Source organism: Streptomyces sp. NPDC058665 (assembly GCF_042714995.1).
Classification (GTDB): Bacteria; Actinomycetota; Actinomycetes; order Streptomycetales; family Streptomycetaceae; genus Streptomyces.
The window spans coordinates 24,174-39,628 of sequence record NZ_JBHXRX010000006.1 but is presented as its reverse complement, the minus strand read 5'-3'; the positions used below and the strand labels follow the sequence as shown (position 1 = coordinate 39,628).

Here is a 15,455-nt window from a genome sequence, read left to right as displayed (position 1 = left end):
GGCACCGGACTTACCATCAGACCATGCCGGTATCCCGTCCCACGTCCTGGTCGAAGCAGTCCCACGATTCCGTGGCGGAGTTCGGTCCCCGCCGCCGCAAGGTGATCCTGGGGACCTGCTGTATGAGTCTGCTGATCGTCAGCCTCGACAACACCGTGCTCAACGTCGCGCTGCCCTCGATGCAGCGGGAACTGCACACCACGGTCGCCGGCCTCCAGTGGACCCTCGACGCGTACACCCTGGTCATCGCCTCCCTGCTGATGCTCGCGGGCTCGACCGCCGACCGCATCGGCAGACGGCGGGTCTTCAAGACCGGGCTGGTGATCTTCACACTCGGCTCACTGCTCTGCTCGCTCGCGCCGACCCTGGAGACGCTGGTCGCGTTCCGGGCGATCCAGGCTATCGGCGGCTCGATGCTCAACCCGGTCGCGCTGTCGATCGTCACCAACACCTTCACCGACCCCCGGGAACGGGCCCGCGCGATCGGGATCTGGGGCGGGGTCGTCGGTATCTCGATGGCGGCCGGGCCACTGATCGGCGGGCTGCTGGTGGAGACGGTGAGCTGGCGCGCGATCTTTCTGATCAATCTGCCGATCGGGCTCGCGGCGTTCCTGCTGACCTGGCGGTACGTCCCCGAGTCGCGCGCCGCCAAGCCGCGCCGCCCCGACCCGTTCGGTCAGTTGCTGGTCATGATCACCCTCGGCGCGCTGACGTACTCGATCATCGAGGCCCCGACGGCCGGCTGGACGTCCCCGCTGATCCTGACCTTCCTCGGCCTCGCGGTGTGCGCGCTGACCGGGCTGCTGCTGTACGAGCCGAGGCGCGCCGAGCCACTGATCGATCTGCGCTTCTTCCGCAGCGCGCCGTTCAGCGGGGCGACGGTCATCGCCGTGTGCGCGTTCTCCGCCCTCGGCGGCTTCCTGTTCATGAACACGCTCTACCTCCAGAACGTCCGGGATCTCTCCGCGCTGGACGCCGGTCTCCACATCCTGCCGATAGCGGCGCTGGCCTTCGTCTGCGCGCCGCTGTCGGGCCGGCTCGTCGGCTCGTACGGGGCGCGCGTCCCGCTGCTGATCGCGGGCACGGCCCTCGCGGCGAGCGGGCTGCTGTTCGCGGCCTTCGAGGCGGAGACGCGGCTGTGGTCGCTGTTCACCGGATACGTGCTGTTCGGCATCGGCTTCGGCATGGTGAACGCCCCGATCACCAACACGGCGGTGGCCGGGATGCCGCTGGCCCAGTCCGGGGTGGCCGCCGCTGTCGCGTCGACGAGCAGACAGATCGGGCAGACGCTGGGCGTCGCGGTCATCGGGGCGGTGCTGGCGGCGGGCGCCGCCTCGCCCACGGAGCGCGGCATGATCGACGAGGCGGGCTTCGTCGCCGCGAGCCGGCCCGCGTGGTGGATCATCACCGGGCTCGGTCTGGGCGTGCTGGTGGTCGGCGCCGTGACCAGCGGGCAGTGGGCGCGGGGTACGGCGCGCCGCAACGCCGCACGGCTGGAGCCGGCATCGGTGCCCGGCTCGCCGGACACCGGGAACTGAGCTGGTCGCCCCGGTCAGACGCGGGCGAGCGTCAGCCCGTGAAGCCGCTCCAGGCGCGCACGGGACTGGTCGTCGGCGGGGACGTAGGAGACCAGACGGCTGCCGTTGCTCGGGCTCAGCCAGAGGTTGGTGTGCTGGAGGCTCAGCTCGCCCACGCTCGCGTTGACGAACCTCTTCGTCTTGGACCCGACAGCCACGACCTCGTGCCGCTCCCAGATCTCGCAGAACTCGGGCGACGCCGCCCGCAGTCGGGCGAGCAGCGTCTTCCAGGCGGGCTCGGCCAGGTGCTCCGCCATGTCGGCGCGGAAGCGGGCCGCCATCAGCCGGACGGTCTCCGCGCGGTTGCCGAGGGAGGACTGCCACTGCTCGTTGGTGAAGGCGAGCCAGAGGCAGTTGCGGTCCTCGGGCGGCAGCGCGTCGAGGTCGCAGAGCATCGAGCTGTACGTGCGGTTGCAGGCCAGGATGTCGTAGCGCCCGTTCTGTACGCAGGACGGGAACGGGTCCAGCCGCTCCAGCATCAGCCGCACGGCGGGGGTGATGGTGGGGCACGACGTCCCGGGAGCCGGGTCGACGGCGCCCGCCAGCGCGAACAGATGGGCGCGCTCGCTGGGGTCCATGAGCAGCGCCCTGGCCAGCGCGTCGATCACCTGGGCGGACACCTGGATGTCGCGGGCCTGCTCCAGCCACGTGTACCAGGTGACACCGACCGCGGACAGGTGCGCGACCTCCTCGCGGCGCAGACCGGGGGTGCGGCGGCGGCTGCCGCGCGGCAGGCTGACCTGCTCGGGCGTGATGCGCTCGCGCTGCTGCCGGGGACCGCGATCGCGGGATTCGGCCAGGGGCTCCAACTGCCCGTCATCTACCGGATCGTGCTCTCCGAGGTACCGCCGGAGCGCGCGGGTGTGGGCGGTGGCGTGATGATCACGACCCAGCAGTCCGCGCTGGCGCTCGGCGTCGCGACGCTCGGCTCGCTCTTCCTGAGCCTGACGGAGAGTTCGGGGATGGTAACGGCCCTGACGGTGACGCTGCTGGTGCAGTTGGCCGCGATCGTCCTGACGGGGGTGCTGAGCCTGCGGCTGCCGCGCGAGGTGAAGTGAGCACACGGCGAACGGCCCCGATCACCGAAGTGATCGGGGCCGTCGTCATGCCGTGCGGGTCAGGACTGGGCCGTGTCGCCCGCGCCCGCCGTGTCCGTCGAGCCGGTGGCTGCGGTCGCGTCGCCGGCGTTCTCGGTGTCGTCCTCGGACTGCGTACCGGTCGCCCGCTCGCGCATCTTGCGCACGAGCTCCTGCTTCTTGTCCTCGGCGACCTTGCGGTCGGCGTTCCTGGTGGGGCCGTTGCCCTGCTGGTCGGCGCGGGACAGCTTCTTGCGCTGTCCGCCCACGCCGAGAAGGTTGTTCCGGCTTTTTGCCACGGGTTCTCCCGAATTGGTGAAGGCGAAGTGATCTGCGGATGCGTCTGGTGAGAGGCGGACCGTGACCGCCGCGTCCTCACTCGTAGATCTGGAAGAACATGCCCGAGACGCTACCACCGGGCGGGTGGCACCCGTCACCTCATTTTCCCGGCCCGGCACGCGCCAGGCACGCGCCCGGCGCTCGTCCGGCACCGCCCCCGGCAGGGACCTCGCGGCCGTACTCAGCCGGTGCCGGTCACCGTCGGATCCACCGTCGCCTGGTGCGCCTCGCCGAGATGTTCCTCCGCCTTGAGCCACGGCAGGAACTGCGCGTTCTTCTTCCAGCCGCAGGTGTCGCAGGTCAACGCCCGCTGGATGCCCGCCTTCCGGACATGGACGACATGCTCCCGGCCGTGCTGGTCCCATCGGCTTACTTTGCTGCTGGTCGTGGGCGGCATGAGTGCCTCCTGTTGACGAATGCGGCCACAGAGCAGTGTGCGACGAAGCCCCCGGCTCCGTCACGGAACCGGGGGCTTCGAGCCACGACCGTAATCAGCAGCCGAGCAGCCGCTCACCCAGGTAACCCTGGATCTGGCTCAGCGAGACGCGCTCCTGCTTCATGGTGTCGCGCTCGCGCACCGTCACCGCGTCGTCGTCGAGGGTGTCGAAGTCGACCGTGACGCAGAACGGCGTACCGATCTCGTCCTGCCTGCGGTAGCGCCGGCCGATCGCGCCCGCGTCGTCGAACTCGATGTTCCAGTTCTTCCGCAGGTCCGCCGAGAGCCCCTTCGCCTTGGGCGACAGCTGCGGGTTGCGCGACAGCGGCAGCACCGCGACCTTCACCGGCGCCAGACGCGGGTCGAGCCGCATCACCGTGCGCTTCTCCAGCACACCCTTCGCGTTGGGCGCCTCGTCCTCGTTGTACGCGTCGAGGAGGAAGGCCAGCATCGCGCGGCCGACACCGGCGGCGGGCTCGATGACGTACGGCGTCCAGCGCTCACCTGCCTCCTGGTCGAAGTACGACAGGTCATGGCCCGAGGCCTTGGAGTGCGCGTTGAGGTCGTAGTCCGTGCGGTTCGCGACGCCTTCGAGCTCGCCCCACTCCGAGCCGCCGAAGCTGAAGCGGTACTCGATGTCGGCGGTGCGCTTGGAGTAGTGGGAGAGCTTCTCCTTCGGGTGCTCGAACCAGCGCATGTTCTCCTCGCGCAGACCGAGGTCCCGGTACCAGTTCCAGCGCTGCTCCATCCAGTAGTCCTGCCACGTCTCGTCCTCGCCGGGCTTGACGAAGAATTCCATCTCCATCTGCTCGAACTCACGTGTGCGGAAGATGAAGTTGCCGGGCGTGATCTCGTTACGGAAGGACTTGCCCATCTGCGCGATGCCGAACGGCGGCTTCTTACGCGAAGTCTGCTGCACCTGGGCGAAGTTGGTGAAGATGCCCTGCGCCGTCTCGGGGCGCAGATAGGCGACCGAGCCGGAGTCCTGCGTGGGGCCGAGGTGGGTGGAGAGCAGACCGGAGAACGACTTGGGCTCGGTGAAGGTGCCCTTGTTGCCGCAGTTGGGGCAGTTGATGTCGTTCAGGCCGTTGGCCGGCGGCTTGCCGTGCTTCTCCTCGTACGCCTCCTCCAGATGGTCCGCGCGGTAACGCTTGTGGCAGGAGGTGCACTCGGTGAGCGGGTCGGTGAACGTGGCGACATGGCCCGAGGCCACCCAGACCTCGGGAGCAAGGATCACCGAGGAGTCGAGACCGACAACGTCCTCGCGCGAAGTGACCATGTAACGCCACCACTGGCGTTTGATGTTCTCCTTCAGCTCGACCCCGAGCGGCCCGTAGTCCCAGGCGGCACGCTGACCGCCGTAGATCTCGCTGCACGGGTAGACGAAGCCACGGCGCTTGCTCAGGTTGACGATGCTGTCGATCTTGTCGGCGGCCACGGTGCTCTCTTCATTACGACGGCGAACGGCGAATGCCCCAGATTAGCGGCGGGCGCACCCCCTGTATCAAATCGGTGTCCCGCGGTGGCCTTCACCACCTCTTGTTGACAATCGTTTCCACTTTTGTTGAAAATGACTGTCATGAACATACGACGCCTGATACCCGCCGCTACGCTCGCCGGGTCGCTCTCCCTCGGCCTGGTCGCGCTGTCCGCGTGCTCCCCCTCCGACGCGGCCGACAGCGCCGGTGGAGCCGCCGAGAAGAAGGGCGGCAAGCTCGCGGTGGTGGCGTCGTTCTACCCGATGCAGTATCTCGCCGAGGAGATAGGCGGGGACCACGTCGATGTCTCCACGCTCACCAAGCCCGGCGTCGAGCCGCACGAACTGGAGCTGGGGACCCGGCAGGCCGCGCAGCTCGGCGAGGCCGACTACATCCTCTTCCTCAAGGGCATCCAGCCCGCCGTCGACGAGGCCATCACCGCCGCCGGGGTGCCGAACACCGTCGACGCCGCCTCGCTCACCACGCTGGAGAAGCACGGCTCGGAGGTCGGCCACGACCACGGGGACGAGCACGGCGACGAGCACGCGGGCGAGGAGCACGCCGGGGAGGAACACGAGGGCGAGGAGGGCGAGGCCGGCACCGACCCGCACATCTGGCTCGACCCCGTGAAGTACGCGGAGGTCGCCAAGGGAGTCGGCACCTCGCTGGAGAAGGCCGACCCGGACAACGCGGCGGCGTACCGGAAGAACACCACCGCCCTCGTCGAGCGGCTCACCACCCTCGACACCGCCTTCAAGGAGGGTCTCGCCGACACCTCCACCAAGACCTTCATCACCACCCACTCGGCCTTCGGCTATCTCGCCGAGCGCTACGGCCTCACGCAGGAGTCCATCTCCGGCCTCTCCCCCGAGTCCGAGCCCAGCCCGGCGCGGATAAAGGAACTGCGGTCGATCGCGGCCGAGGACAAGGTCGGTACGGTCTTCTTCGAAACGCTGGTCAGCGACAAGACGGCGAAGACCGTCGCCGCCGACAGCGGCCTGAGGACGGACGTCCTGGATCCCATCGAGGGAATCACCGAGAAGTCCAAGGGCGCTGACTACATCGAGGTCATGAAGTCCAACCTCGCCGCGCTGGAGAAGGCTCTCGGCGCGAAGTGAAACAGCTGACCGGAGCAACGGAGGTACGGGACGTGGCAACGACGCAGACCGGGCAGGCGGACGCCGCCGAAAGGGAGGCGGAGGACGTACCGAAGACCGCCCCGGCGGCCGGACCCGCCCCCGCGCCCACCGTTCTGTCGCTGCGCGGCGCGACCGCCACCCTCGGCTCCCGCCCGGTCCTGCGCGGCATCGACCTCTCCCTGCGACGCGGCGAAGTCGTCGCGCTGCTCGGCGCGAACGGCTCGGGAAAGTCCACCGCCGTACGCTCCGTGATCGGCCAAGTCCCGCTCACCGGCGGCGAGGTGACGCTCTTCGGCACCCCGCTGCGGCGCTTCGGCGACTGGTCGCGTGTCGGCTACGTACCCCAGCGCACCACGGCCGCGAGCGGCGTTCCCGCCACCGTCCGCGAGGTCGTGGCCTCGGGGCGGCTCTCCCGTACCGGGCTGCTCCGGTGGCCCACCAAGGCCGACCGGGCGGCCGTCCAGCGCGTCATCGAGCTGGTCGGTCTCGCCGACCGGGCGAAGGACGCGGTCGGCGCGCTCTCCGGCGGCCAGCACCAGCGGGTGCTCATCGCGCGCGCCCTCGCCGCCGAACCCGAACTGCTGATCATGGACGAGCCGATGGCGGGCGTCGACCTGGTCAGCCAGGAGATACTGGCGGCGACGCTGCGTGAGCAGGTGGCGGCCGGGACGACCGTCCTGCTCGTCCTGCACGAACTGGGGCCGCTGGAGCCGCTGATCGACCGAGCGGTGGTGCTGCGCGACGGCCGTGTGACGCACGACGGGCCGCCGCCGAAGGCGGTGGGGCGGCACGCGGCGCCCGGTGACGACCCCGGGCTTCCGACCGATCAAGGCTGTCATCCGCACGCGGCCGGCGAGCCCCTCCGTACAGGACTGCTGACCTGATCATGGAAATCCTTGAGACCGCCCTCATGCAGCGGGCCCTGATCGCGGCCGTCCTGGTCGGCGTCATCGCGCCCGCCGTCGGCATCTATCTCGTCCAGCGGCGCCAGGCCCTGATGGGCGACGGCATCGGCCATGTCGCCATGACCGGCGTCGGTCTGGGCTTCCTGCTCTCCACCAGCCCGGTGTGGATGGCGACGGCCGTGGCGATCGTCGGTTCCATCGCGATGGAGCTCATCCGGGCGTACGGGCGCACGCGCGGCGACATCGCGCTGGCGATGCTCTTCTACGGCGGTATGGCGGGGGGCGTCCTGCTGATCAATCTCTCGCCGACCGGCTCCAACGCCAACCTCAGCTCGTATCTCTTCGGCTCGCTCTCCACCGTCTCCGAGGCGGATCTGGACGCGATCTGGGTCCTGGCGGCGCTGGTGGTGCTGGTCACGGTGGGGCTGCGGCGGCAGTTGTTCGCCGTCAGCCAGGACGAGGAGTTCGCGCGGGTCACGGGGCTGCCGGTGCGCGCGCTGAACCTGCTCGTCGCCGTCACGGCGGCGGTGACCGTCACCGTCGCGATGCGGGTGGTGGGTCTGCTGCTGGTCAGCGCGCTCATGGTGGTGCCGGTGGCCGCCGCGCAGCAGATCACCCGGTCGTTCGCCGTCACCTTCGTGCTGGCGGTGGTGATCGGTACGGCGGTGACGCTGGCCGGCACGGTCACCTCGTACTACCAGGACGTACCGCCCGGCGCGACGATCGTGCTGCTGGCGATCGGCGTCTTCCTCGTCCTGACCGTGCTCGCGACGCCCCTGGCGAGACGGCGGGCGCGAGGGCAGGTGGAGGCGCCGGAGCCGGAGAGTCCGCCGGTTCCCGCCATGCGTGGCCCTTCGGACGAGGCCACGGCCTGACACGAGCTGGCAGAATGGGCCCATGGAGCGATTCCGGGCCGAGGTATGGGAGGCATCCGTGACGACTGCGCCTGGCGGTGGGGCGAGCACCGCCCCCGTACGCGGCCGATCGACCCGGCAGCGCGCCGCGGTGGCCGCCGCGCTGGACGAGGTGGACGAGTTCCGCAGCGCGCAGGAGCTTCACGACATGCTGAAGCACCGCGGTGACTCGGTCGGTCTGACGACGGTCTACCGCACGCTCCAGTCGCTCGCCGACGCGGGCGACGTCGACGTGCTCCGCACGAACGACGGGGAGTCCGTCTACCGGCGCTGCTCGACCGGTGATCACCACCATCATCTGGTGTGCCGGGTGTGCGGAAAGGCCGTCGAGGTCGAGGGACCGGCCGTCGAGCAGTGGGCCGAGACGATCGCGGCCGAGCACGGCTTCGTGGCCGTGGCCCACACGGTGGAGGTCTTCGGCACCTGCGCGGAGTGCGCCTCGGGGAACGGTCCCGGGGCGGCGGCGCCCGGCCGGGACGCGCCGCGTCAGGACGCTTCCGGCGGGTGACCTGTGCGGGCGGGCCGGCCTCCCGGCCGCCCCGCCCCGCCCCGCCCCGTACGGCTCTTACGCCCCTTCGCCCGGGTGGTTCTTCTCGCTCAACTCGCCCGACTTGTCCTGCTCGTTGGGCAGCGCACCGCCGAATCGGCGGTCCCGGTGGGCGAATTCCAGACAGGCCCGCCACAGGTCCCGCCGGTCGAAGTCCGGCCACAGCACGTCCTGGAAGACCATCTCGGCGTAACTGCTCTGCCAGATCAGGTAGTTGGACGTACGCTGCTCACCGCTCGGCCGCAGGAAGAGATCCACGTCCGGCATGTCCGGGTAGTACAGATATTTCGCGAAGGTCTTCTCGTTGACCTTGGACGGGTCGAGCTTGCCCGCCGCCACGTCCGCCGCGAGCGCCCGCGCCGCGTCCGCGATCTCAGCGCGGCCCCCGTAGTTGACACAGAAGTAGAGCGTCATGGCGTCGTTGTCGACGGTCTGCTCCTGTGCCACCTGGAGCTCCTGGACGACCGACTTCCACATCTTGGGCATCCGGCCGACCCAGCGGATCCGGATGCCGAGTTCGTTCATCTCGTCGCGGCGGCGCCGGATGACATCGCGGTTGAAGTTCATGAGGAAGCGCACCTCGTCGGGCGTGCGCTTCCAGTTCTCGGTGGAGAAGGCGTACAGGGACAGGTTCTTGACGCCCATCTCCAGACAGCCCTTGAGCACGTCCAGCACAACGCCCTCGCCGACCTTGTGGCCCTCGGTGCGCGGCAGACCGCGCTCCTTGGCCCAGCGGCCGTTGCCGTCCATCACGCACGCGACATGCTTGGGGACCAGCTCGCCGGGGATCTTCGGCGGGACCGCACCGGAGGGGTGCGGCTCGGGGACCTTGTACTCGCGGCGGGGCCGGCCCAGGATTCCGCGTCGTGCCATGCGCTCGTGTCTCCTAATTCTTCTCTACATATCTGAGTGAGCGCAGACCGCGCTCCAGATGCCAGTGCAGATACGCGGACACCAGCCCGCTGCCCTCCCGGACATGACGAGCCTCGCACGCGTCCGCCGTCCCCCAGTCGCCGGTCAGCAGCGCGCTGAGCAGACCGACCGCCTCCGGCGAGGGTACGACGCTGCCGGGCACCCGGCACTCGGCGCATATGACGCCGCCGGCCGCGACCGAGAAGAACCGGTTCGGTCCGTCGAGACCGCACTTCGCGCAGTCCTCGAAGCTCGGCGCGTAACCGTTGACCGCGAGGGAGCGCAGCAGGAAGGCGTCGAGGATCAGATGCGGGGCGTGCTCCCCTCGCGAGAGCGTGCGCAGCCCGCCGACGAGGAGCAGATACTGCTGGACCGCCGGTTCGCCCTCGTGGTCGGTGAACCGCTCGGCGGTCTCCAGCATGGCCGTACCGGCCGTGTAGCGGGGGTAGTCGGTGACGATGGCGCCGCCGTACGGGGCGATGGTCTCGCTCTGCGTACAGAGCGGCAGGCCGCGTCCGACGAGTTCGCTGCCGCGTGCGAAGAACTGCACGTCGACATGGGAGAAGGGTTCGAGTCTGGCGCCGAACTTGGACTTCGTACGGCGGACTCCGCGCGCGACGGCCCGGACGCGGCCGTGGCCCCGGGTGAGGAACGTGATGATGCGGTCCGCCTCACCCAGCTTCTGGGTGCGCAGCACGATGCCGTCGTCGCGGAACAGGCTCATGGCGCCATTCTCCCGCACGGGGAGGGCGGGCCGGTCCAGGGCCTGTCGTTCGGCTCGGGCCGCCCCGGTTCTCCCCGCGCGGGCGCCGCCGGGATGCCGTCAGCCGTCGGCGGCGGGCGTCCGGTCGTCCCGGGGCGTCACCAGGCCCGACTCGTAGGCGATGATCACCAGTTGTGCCCGGTCCCGGGCCCGGAGCTTGCCCATGATGCGGCTCACATGCGTCTTGGCGGTCAGCGGGCTGAGGCCGAGCGACTCCGCGATCTCCGTGTTGGTGAGGCCGCGTGCGACAAGCGCGAGCACCTGCCGCTCACGGGCCGACAGACAGTCGGGGCCGCCGGCGCTCAGCATCTCCGGCACCCGGCTGCGGGCGCTGAGCACCCGGGCGATCAGGCGCGCCGTCGGGCCCGGGGACAGCAGGGAGTCGCCGGCCGCCACCGTCCTGATGGCGGCGAGGAGTTCGGCCGGTCTGATGTCCTTGACGAGGAAGCCGGACGCGCCCGCGCGCAGCGCCTCCACGACGTGCTCGTCGGTGTCGTACGTGGTGAGGACCAGCACCTTGACACCGGCGAGGTCGTCGTCGGACGCGATCAGCCGGGTCGCCTCGATGCCGTCGGTGTCGGGCATCCGGATGTCCATGACGACGAGGTCGGCGCGCGCGGAGCGGGCCAGTTCGACGGCTTCCCTGCCGGTGCCGGCCTGGCCCACGACCTCCATGTCCGGGGCGGACTCGACGAGCATCGCGAAGGAGGCCCGGACGAGGCGCTGGTCGTCGGCGAGCAGTACACGGATCATGCTCACGCGAGCGACTCCCGTCGTCCGGCGGGCCCGGCGGGCAGGCCCGTGTGCGCCGGACCGCCCGTGCCCTCGGCCGGGGCGTTCTCCGCGGCGTCCTCTGTGGCGTCCTCGCCCCGGCCCCGCAGCGGCAGCAGCGCGGAGACCCGGAACCCGCCGTCGTACGGCCCCGCTTCGAGGGTGCCCCCGACGCTGCGGGCCCGCTCGCGCATGCCGACGATGCCGTAGCCGGGGTCGACGGTCGCCGCCTTGCCGCCGGGAGTGCCCCCGTTGTCGGTCACGGTGACGTGCAGGGCCCCGTCGCACGTCTCGACCCGGACGCGCACCCGTGGGGCGGGGCCCGCGTGCCGTACCGCGTTGGTGAGCGATTCCTGCACGATCCGGTAGGCCGCCGCTCCGGCCACCGGTGGCACCCGTACGCCGTCAACCCGCACCATGAGCTCCGTCTCCGCACCCGCGGTCCGCGCGGACTCCACGAGGCCGGACAGCGCCGCCAGATCGGGCAGGGCGCCTCCCCAGGTGCCCTCCTCCTCGCCCTTGCCGCCCGCGCGCAGCACCTCCAGCGTGGTGCGCAGTTCGGAGCGCGCGTCACGGCAGGTGTCCGAGATGCCGTCGAGCGCCTGGGCGATGGCGGCCCGGTCCAGCCGGTCCGGGTCGACGGACAGGACGTGCGAGGCCACCGACGTCTGGACACCGATGAGCGTGATGCTGTGGGCCAGCAGGTCGTGCAGGTCCCTGGCGATCCGCAGGCGCTCCTCGGCGACACGGCGGGCGGCCTCCTCCTCCCGGGTCCGCTCCGCTCGTTCTGCGCGTTCCACGACCGCCGCGATGTACTTGCGGTAGACGCGTACGTCCATGCCGATGACGACGACCGCGATGATCCAGCCCGACGTCCGGAGCATCTTGAGGCCCAGGTCGACATCGACGGCGAACATCACGGTGAGCGTGAGACAGACCATGCCGACACCGATCAGCGCGGCACGCAGCGGCGGGGTGGTGACGGAGACGGTGTAGAGGGCGACCAGCATGGCCGGTGTGGTGGCCGCGTGCGAGTAGTCCATCGCGTGGTAAGGGACGACGACGGCCACCATCACCAGCAGGACGGCCACCGGGTGGCGCCGCCGCCAGGCCAGGGCGGCGGAGACGAAGGCGAGGATCGCCCAGCCGAGGGCGTCCAGGGCCAGGCCGTCGTCGGGCACGACGGAGGCGAGCACGGCGCCCAGCGCACCGACGACCGCGCTGACCACCACGTCGGTGCGCATCCGGTGCGGTGCGTCGAGCGGGTCGCGGTTGAGCACCGCGAAGAAGCGTTCGGTGCGCCGTCCTCTGGCGGGGGTGTCTGACACGGGGTTCATCCTCTCTCGTCGCGCTCCGGTGCGGTACGGCCCCCCAGGGCGTGCTTTAGAAGTCCCGTCTGGCCTACGACGCCTGGCACGCACGCTCGCGGTGTTGTCGGAGTCATCCAAGTACGTCCAGTACGAGGCTGATCCTCCGCCTTGCGATCGCACGCACCAGACGCCGTAGGCCCCGCCCTTGCGGGCGGACGACGCTACTTCTCAAACACGCCCCAGGAGCCGTACCGCACCGGTCACTTCACGGCCGCCGCCGCTCAGGCGCCGGTACCGACCGGCTCCCGCTCGCGGTCCACCCGTTCCCCGTCGGACGGTGGCGCCGCCGGCGGTTTGGACAGCGCCCCCGGCCACCACACCTTGCGGCCGAGCAGCACGCTCGCGCTCGTCACCAGATACGTGCGCACCAGGAAGGTGTCCAGCAGGACGCCCACGGCGACGAGAATGCCCATCTCCGCGAGTTGCACCAGTGGCAGGGAGGCCAGGACGGCGAACGTCGCGGCGAGCACGACGCCCGCCGAGGCGATCACACCGCCCGTGCTGCGCAGCGCGCTCAGCGCGGCCTGCTCGGGCTCGGCCCCCTTCAGCGCCTCCTCGCGCATCCGGTGCATCAGGAAGATGCCGTAGTCGACGCCGAGGGCGACGAGGAAGACGAACGAGAGCAGCGGAAGCCCCGGATCGGTCCCGCCGAAGCCCAGCAGGGGCTCGAAGACCAGCCCGCCGATGCCCATGGCCGCGCCCCAGACGACCACGACGGCGACCACCAGCATCAGAGGTGCCACGAGGCTGCGCAGCAGGGCGACGAGGATCAGCAGAACGGCGATGATGACGAGCGGGATGACAGACAGCCGGTCGCTCGCGCTGGTGTCGGCGAGGTCGAGCTGCCGCGCGCTGGGGCCGCCGACGTAGATCCCGTCGTCGAGGGTGGACCGCAGCCGTTCGATGGTGGCGGTCTCGCCCGCCGACTCGGGCGCGTCCTTCGCGAAGACAGCGATCTCGGTCCAGCCGTTGCCGCTGCGGCCCCGTTCGGCGTCGGCGACGCCCGGCACCGTACGGGCTCTCTCCAGCGCCGCGTCGGCCCGGCCGGCCGGCGCCATGACGCTGATGGGCTGGGCGCTCTGCTCCGGGTACGCCTCGGTCAGACGCTGCATGGCGGTGACGGACTCGGGCCGGTCGATGAAGCTGTCGTCCTGCTTCAGGGTGCCGGGCAGGTTCAGGATGCCGACGGCGAGGGCGCCGAGCAGCACGAGTCCGGTGCCCAGTACGGCGACCGGCCTGCGGGACGCCGATGTGCCCATGGCCGCGAAGAAGGAGCGGCGCTGCTTGACCTCGCTGCCGTGGACGGGGATCAGCGGCCAGAAGACGCGGCGGCCGAGCAGCACCAGGACGGCGGGCAGCAGCGTGAGCATCGCGACGAGCGCGCACACGACGCCGATGGCGGCGATCGGCCCCATGCCGCTGCTGCTGTTGAGGTCGGCGACCAGGAGACAGAGGAGACCGGCCGCCACGGTGCCGGACGAGGCGACGACGGCGGGGCCGCAGTTGCGCAGCGCGATGCGCATCGCGTCGTACGGGTGGGGTACGCGGCGCAGCTCCTCGCGGTAGCGGGAGACGAGCAGCAGCGCGTAGTCGGTGCCCGCGCCGAACACGAGCACGGTCATGATCGCCGCGCTCTGGCTGGTGACGGTGATGTCGAAGCCCTGCACCAGGCCGTAGACGACGGCCCGCGAGCTGATCGCGGCGACGCCCACGACGAGCAGCGGCACGATCCACAGGAACGGGCTGCGGTAGGTGAGGATCAGCAGGAACGCGACGACCAGCACGGTCGCGATCATCAGGGTGCCGTCGATGGACTCGAAGACGGACTCCATGTCGATCTGGAGCGCGCCGGCTCCGCCGACCTCGATGTCGAGTCCGTCGCTTCCGCTGCCGCCGCCGCCCGCGCCGCTCCCGCCGGTGGCGGTCGTGGCGACGGCCCGTACCTCATCGACGAAGGCCTTCCGCGCCTCCTCCTTGTCCGCGCCCGGCCGCTCCGGAGCGGCGCTCGCGATCGGGTACATCAGGGTCGTGCCGTCCTCGGACGGGATGCCCTTGGGCGGGGAGGTGAGCTCGTGTCCGGAGGCGACCCGCGCCAACTGCTCGCCGGCGACCTCCCGGTCGGCGGCGGTCAGCCCGCCGTCGCGGTGGTAGACGACGATCAGATCGGTCGTCTCCCCGCCGGGCAGCTCCTGCCGGACCTTCTCCACATGGGTGGAGTCGGCGCTCGCCGGGAGGTAGTCGACGGCCTCGTCGCGCTGCACGCCGGGAAGTTTCCCGGCGAACATGGCGGCCACCGCGATCACGATCACCCACAGCCCGACCACCGCCCAGGGCAGCAGACGTCTGCGTTTGTTCTCGGCCCCCATCGCGGGCCCCCTTCTGCACAGCCGGTCAGAGTCTGGTCTCAGCCTCGGGCCGGGAAGGGGCGGATTCGTCGCGCGTGAGGGCGAGATGGGGGTTACTGCCGGGGGTGACGGGGGCGCGCCGCTACTCCCCGGGGAGTACCGCCCGGGAAGCAGGCGGCCTCAGGGGGAGGGCGTACGGGCCGATTCGAGCAGCCGGGCCGTGTCGTCCGCGCACAACTGGAGCGCCCCGCCGACGGTGGAGAGCACATCGCGCTCGCCCGCGCTGTACGGCCCGTCCGCGAGGGCGATCCGGGCGGCCTGGAGCAGGATCGACTCCCGGCCGGCGGCGGCGAGGTGCGGGGCCAGCGGCTCCAGCGCCTCGTGCAGCTCGATGGCGAGCGCCGCCCCGCAGGGGCCCGGGTCGAGCAGGAAGCGCCCGGTGTCGGCGGCCAGCGCGTCCACGAGGTCCGTGAGCTGCTCCTCGGTGCAGTCCTCGATCCCGGCGGCCCTGACCGTGCCGACGGCGGTCTCCCGGACCGTACGGGAGGAGGTGCCGCCCGCGGCGAGGACGGCGAGCGCCACCGTGTGCACCGCGTCGCGGAGCATCGCCGAGAAACGGACGGTGGTGGGGTGGTCGAGGATGTCGGTGCCGAAGTGGCCGTGGCAGGCGGCGCATTCGATCACCGGGCCGGCGGAGCCGCGCGGCACCAGCGGCACACCGAGGACGGCGAAGCGGCGACGGCCGGTGCGTCGGCGGTAGTTGCGGTCGCCCCCGCAGTCGGGGCAGAAGAACTCCCCGTCCCCGATGGTGTTCCAGGCGGTCGTGACGCCGCAGACGCGCAGTCTCCTGCCGTTCGGTCCCTGGCCTGGCAGCACGTCGCGC

15 protein-coding genes and 1 pseudogene are annotated in these 15,455 nt (G+C 70.8%); 6 read left to right on the top strand and 10 right to left on the bottom strand.

From position 1 onward, the window contains the following. The first annotated feature begins 23 nt into the window (after nt 1–23). Nucleotides 24–1,538, top strand: a complete 1,515-nt coding sequence (locus ACFWV8_RS05250) for an MFS transporter (protein WP_384198131.1) — start codon at nt 24–26, stop codon at nt 1,536–1,538. Between the two features lie 14 nt (nt 1,539–1,552). On the opposite strand, the gene ACFWV8_RS05245 is transcribed toward ACFWV8_RS05250, so the two are convergent. Next, a complete protein-coding gene (locus ACFWV8_RS05245; RefSeq protein ID WP_384198129.1) occupies nt 1,553–2,386 on the bottom strand; it encodes a helix-turn-helix transcriptional regulator in 834 nt (277 codons plus the stop codon). Here ACFWV8_RS05245 and ACFWV8_RS05240 point away from each other — a divergent pair. Further along, nucleotides 2,339–2,635, top strand: a pseudogene (locus ACFWV8_RS05240) (MFS transporter); the annotation flags it as partial. The gene ACFWV8_RS05245 and the pseudogene ACFWV8_RS05240 sit on opposite strands and share 48 nt — an antisense overlap. A gap of 59 nt (nt 2,636–2,694) precedes the next feature. On the opposite strand, the gene ACFWV8_RS05235 reads toward ACFWV8_RS05240, so the two are convergent. From ACFWV8_RS05235 to ACFWV8_RS05225, 3 genes are all read right to left on the bottom strand, one after another. After that, nucleotides 2,695–2,952, bottom strand: coding sequence for a DUF6243 family protein (locus ACFWV8_RS05235; RefSeq protein WP_384198127.1), 258 nt, complete (start codon nt 2,950–2,952; stop codon nt 2,695–2,697). 221 nt (nt 2,953–3,173) lie between these two features. Then, on the bottom strand, nt 3,174–3,389 hold the full coding sequence (locus ACFWV8_RS05230; RefSeq protein ID WP_384198125.1) for a hypothetical protein: 216 nt from the start codon (nt 3,387–3,389) through the stop codon (nt 3,174–3,176). Between the two features lie 94 nt (nt 3,390–3,483). Beyond that, nucleotides 3,484–4,866: a glycine--tRNA ligase gene (locus tag ACFWV8_RS05225; RefSeq protein WP_329387906.1), complete on the bottom strand. Its 1,383-nt coding sequence runs from the start codon at nt 4,864–4,866 to the stop codon at nt 3,484–3,486. A 141-nt stretch (nt 4,867–5,007) separates the two neighbouring features. Here ACFWV8_RS05225 and ACFWV8_RS05220 point away from each other — a divergent pair, with 141 nt between their 5' ends. The 4 genes from ACFWV8_RS05220 to ACFWV8_RS05205 all read left to right on the top strand — a co-directional run bounded on the left by ACFWV8_RS05220 (nt 5,008) and on the right by ACFWV8_RS05205 (nt 8,372). Further along, a complete protein-coding gene (locus ACFWV8_RS05220; protein ID WP_384198123.1) occupies nt 5,008–6,024 on the top strand; it encodes a metal ABC transporter substrate-binding protein in 1,017 nt (338 codons plus the stop codon). Between the two features lie 134 nt (nt 6,025–6,158). Beyond that, nucleotides 6,159–6,929: a metal ABC transporter ATP-binding protein gene (locus tag ACFWV8_RS05215; protein WP_384198375.1), complete on the top strand. Its 771-nt coding sequence runs from the start codon at nt 6,159–6,161 to the stop codon at nt 6,927–6,929. Nucleotides 6,930–6,931: 2 nt separating this feature from the next. Continuing rightward, nucleotides 6,932–7,825, top strand: coding sequence for a metal ABC transporter permease (locus ACFWV8_RS05210; protein WP_384198121.1), 894 nt, complete (start codon nt 6,932–6,934; stop codon nt 7,823–7,825). 58 nt (nt 7,826–7,883) lie between these two features. Continuing rightward, complete coding sequence (locus ACFWV8_RS05205; protein ID WP_329387899.1) at nt 7,884–8,372, top strand: Fur family transcriptional regulator; 489 nt, start codon at nt 7,884–7,886, stop codon at nt 8,370–8,372. Nucleotides 8,373–8,429: 57 nt separating this feature from the next. On the opposite strand, the gene ACFWV8_RS05200 is transcribed toward ACFWV8_RS05205, so the two are convergent. The 6 genes from ACFWV8_RS05200 to ACFWV8_RS05175 form a co-directional block, all read right to left on the bottom strand. Then, nucleotides 8,430–9,284: an isoprenyl transferase gene (locus ACFWV8_RS05200; RefSeq protein ID WP_329387897.1), complete on the bottom strand. Its 855-nt coding sequence runs from the start codon at nt 9,282–9,284 to the stop codon at nt 8,430–8,432. 13 nt (nt 9,285–9,297) lie between these two features. Next, on the bottom strand, nt 9,298–10,047 hold the full coding sequence (gene recO, locus ACFWV8_RS05195) for a DNA repair protein RecO (RefSeq protein WP_329387894.1): 750 nt from the start codon (nt 10,045–10,047) through the stop codon (nt 9,298–9,300). Nucleotides 10,048–10,146: 99 nt separating this feature from the next. Then, nucleotides 10,147–10,839, bottom strand: coding sequence for a response regulator (locus tag ACFWV8_RS05190; RefSeq protein ID WP_384198373.1), 693 nt, complete (start codon nt 10,837–10,839; stop codon nt 10,147–10,149). Between the two features lie 2 nt (nt 10,840–10,841). Beyond that, nucleotides 10,842–12,194 (bottom strand): sensor histidine kinase, encoded by a 1,353-nt coding sequence (locus ACFWV8_RS05185; RefSeq protein ID WP_384198119.1) that lies wholly within the window; start codon nt 12,192–12,194, stop codon nt 10,842–10,844. A 254-nt stretch (nt 12,195–12,448) separates the two neighbouring features. Beyond that, the gene (locus tag ACFWV8_RS05180) at nt 12,449–14,593 is read right to left on the bottom strand and encodes an MMPL family transporter (RefSeq protein ID WP_384198117.1); all 2,145 of its coding nucleotides are present in this window, start codon (nt 14,591–14,593) and stop codon (nt 12,449–12,451) included. A gap of 159 nt (nt 14,594–14,752) precedes the next feature. After that, the gene (locus ACFWV8_RS05175) at nt 14,753–15,448 is read right to left on the bottom strand and encodes a TerB family tellurite resistance protein (protein WP_384198115.1); all 696 of its coding nucleotides are present in this window, start codon (nt 15,446–15,448) and stop codon (nt 14,753–14,755) included. Nucleotides 15,449–15,455: the final 7 nt, after the last annotated feature.